Annotated in this window: 4 protein-coding genes; 2 read left to right on the plus strand and 2 right to left on the minus strand. The window is 67.9% G+C overall.

All coding sequences use genetic code 11. The features are described from left to right. Window positions 1–208 precede the first annotated feature (208 nt). A complete protein-coding gene (locus GJ632_RS20790; protein ID WP_191453921.1) occupies window positions 209–1,075 on the plus strand; it encodes a 3-hydroxyacyl-CoA dehydrogenase family protein in 867 nt (288 codons plus the stop codon). Window positions 1,076–1,109: 34 nt separating this feature from the next. On the opposite strand, the gene GJ632_RS22610 is transcribed toward GJ632_RS20790, so the two are convergent. Both GJ632_RS22610 and GJ632_RS20795 read right to left on the minus strand, forming a co-directional pair. Continuing rightward, a complete protein-coding gene (locus GJ632_RS22610; RefSeq protein ID WP_177232569.1) occupies window positions 1,110–1,262 on the minus strand; it encodes a hypothetical protein in 153 nt (50 codons plus the stop codon). Between the two features lie 115 nt (window positions 1,263–1,377). Further along, window positions 1,378–1,596 (minus strand): hypothetical protein, encoded by a 219-nt coding sequence (locus tag GJ632_RS20795; RefSeq protein ID WP_343161304.1) that lies wholly within the window; start codon window positions 1,594–1,596, stop codon window positions 1,378–1,380. Window positions 1,597–1,708: 112 nt separating this feature from the next. Between GJ632_RS20795 and GJ632_RS20800 the strand changes: the two genes are divergently transcribed. Further along, the coding region (locus tag GJ632_RS20800; protein ID WP_191453922.1) for an ABC transporter ATP-binding protein at window positions 1,709–2,680 on the plus strand (972 nt) is incomplete at its 3' end.

Consider the following 2,680-nt stretch of genomic DNA (forward strand, 5'->3'; position numbering starts at 1 on the left):
TCGCCGACGGCGTCGCCCTCGGCGTGGTCGTCGACCCCATCCTCGCTGTCGGCACCTTGCGTCACGCTTTCACCCGTTGGGGAATACCTTCACGTTGCGCAACTTGAGAGTTTCCGTGGCTGTTCGAAATCTATCACGTTCTTTATCGGAGGGCAGATACGAGCGCCGGTTCGCCACGTTTAGAACCCGTCGCCGCGCATCGAATCTCATGGACGTTCGTGAGCTATCCGACGTGGAGACGGTCGGCGTCGTCGGCGCCGGCACGATGGGCAACGGCATCGCGCAGGTGGCCGCGATGGCCGGGTACGACGTGGTCATGCGCGACGTCGAGACGCAGTTCGTCGAACGCGGGTTCGACAGCATCGAAGACTCCCTCGCGCGGTTCGTGCGGAAGGACCGCCTCACCGAGTCGGAGTCGGAGGCCGTCCTCGACCGCATCCACGGGACGACGGAGTTGGCCGACCTCTCCGTCGCGGACCTCGTCGTGGAGGCGGCCGTCGAGGACATGGAGATAAAGCGCGACATCTTCGCGGACTTAGACGAGGTGGCCGACGAGGACGTGGTGCTGGCGACGAACACGAGCACGCTGTCTATCACCACCATCGCCGCCGCGACGGACCGCCCCGAGAAGGTGGTCGGCGTCCACTTCATGAACCCGGTGCCGGTGATGAAGGGCGTCGAAGTCGTCGTCGGGGAGAAGACGGACCCCGCCGTCGTCGACATCGCGCACGAGTTCTCCGAGGAACTCGACAAGGAGACGTGGGAGTCCGACGACAAGCCGGGGTTCGTCACGAACCGCATCCTGATGCCGTGGATAAACGAGGGCATCCGCGCCTACGACGAGGGCGTCGCCTCGAAGGACGACATCGACCGGGGGATGACGCTCGGCACCAACGTGCCGATGGGTCCGCTGACGCTGGCCGACCACATCGGCCTCGACATCTGTCTGGACGCCTCCGAGACGCTTCACGAGGAACTCGGCGACCGGTACAAGCCGGCGTACCTCCTCAAGCGGAAGGTGGACGCGGGTGACCTCGGCAAGAAGACCGGAAAGGGGTTCTACGACTACGAGTAGGCGAGGCGTCTCCCGCCCGCGCCGCGGCGCGCCCCTACCACGTGCAGTTCGAACACCGGTCCTCTCCCAACTCCTCCAGTTCGCGGTCCTGTTTCTCACCGGTCTCCAGCACCGACGACTCGGTGCAGGCGAGGATGTCCGTTCGATGCCACCGACCGTCCGTCCCTTGCACGACAGTCACAGCCATACGTTCGAACTATCGCCGGGGTGTCACGAAACGTTTTCGCGTCCCGCGTCCGCGGCCGCGAGGGGCAGTCGGCGGTCCGTTCGCGAGAGACAGTCGCCGGCCGGTCCGCAGGGGGTCAGTCGCCGGCCCGCCAGCGGAGGACGAGGGCGACGACGGCCCCGCCGCCGAGGAAGACGAACCCGAGGCCGGCGAAGACGAGGGCGAACGTGCGGACCGTCGGCAACACCTCCCCCGCGGCGACGTACGCGAGGCCGCCGGCGAACCAGAACAGGAACGCGACGAACCCGCCGACGAACAGCGCCGTCCGCGGGTCGAGATAGTCGTCTGCGGGCACGACCCACCGTTTCTCGCCGCGGGTAATCAGTCCGTCGTCGCTCCCGGGTCCGAGTATCAACGCTGAACATCTGCACGAACCATTTAACAGGGGGTCGTCCCTCGCAACGCGCATGATACGGGTCGAGGGACTTCGCAAGACGTACGGCGACTTCCCCGCCGTCGTCGGCAGCGACTTCGCGGTGGACGAGGGGGAGATTTTCGGGGTCGTCGGGCCGAACGGCGCGGGGAAGACGACGACGCTGAAGATGCTGGCGGGACTCGTCGAACCGACCGAGGGGACGGCGCGCGTCGGCGACTACGACGCCGGCGACCCGGAGATGCGCCGCCACCTCGGCTTCCTGCCCGAGGAGTCACCCCTCTACGAGGACATGACCGCGCGGTCGTACCTGCGCTTCTTCGCGGACCTGTACGACGTGCCGCGCGAGGAGGCCACCCGGCGCACAGAGGACACTCTCGACCGACTCGAACTCGAACACCGCGACCGGCGGTTGGGCGACGTGTCGAAGGGGATGAAGCGAAAGGTCGCCATCGCCCGGTCGCTGGTGAACGACCCGGACCTGCTCATCTACGACGAACCCGCGTCGGGACTGGACCCCCTGACGACGAACTACGTGCTGGAGTTCACCCGTGACCTCGCGGACCGCGGCAAGACCGTCGTTTTCAGCGCGCACAACCTCTACCACGTCGAGAGCGTCTGCGACCGCGTCGTCATCATGAACCGCGGGGAGATAATCGCCCGCGGGACGGTGCCGGAGATACGCGAGGAACACGGCGAGACGACGTACCACGTGTTCACCACGGCGGCCGTCGAGGGGTCGGAGGCCACCGACGACGGCCGGTACCGGCGCGTCGTCCCCGACATGGACGCCGTCGATTCCGTCCGCGAGGCGGCCGCGGCGGCCGGCGGCGAGGTGGTCGACATCCGCACGCGAGAGCCGAGTCTGGAGGACGTCTTCCTCGAACTCGCCGGCCGGCCGCCCGAGGCGCGCGACGACGGCAGGGGGCGGGCCGCCGCGTCCGGGGCGGACGGCGGGCGCGACGGACCCGACGCGAGCGACGGGGACCGAACGGGCGACGCGACG

Origin of the sequence: Halogeometricum sp. CBA1124, assembly GCF_009741955.1 — an archaeon.
GTDB classification, from domain to species: Archaea; Halobacteriota; Halobacteria; order Halobacteriales; family Haloferacaceae; genus Halogeometricum; species Halogeometricum rufum.

Excerpts from the sequence above, each read along its gene's own strand:
- GJ632_RS20790 (WP_191453921.1), top strand. The coding sequence starts at position 209 with ATGGACGTTCGTGAGCTATCCGACGTGGAGACGGTCGGCGTCGTCGGC.
- GJ632_RS22610 (WP_177232569.1), bottom strand. The coding sequence starts at position 1,262 with ATGGCTGTGACTGTCGTGCAAGGGACGGACGGTCGGTGGCATCGAACG.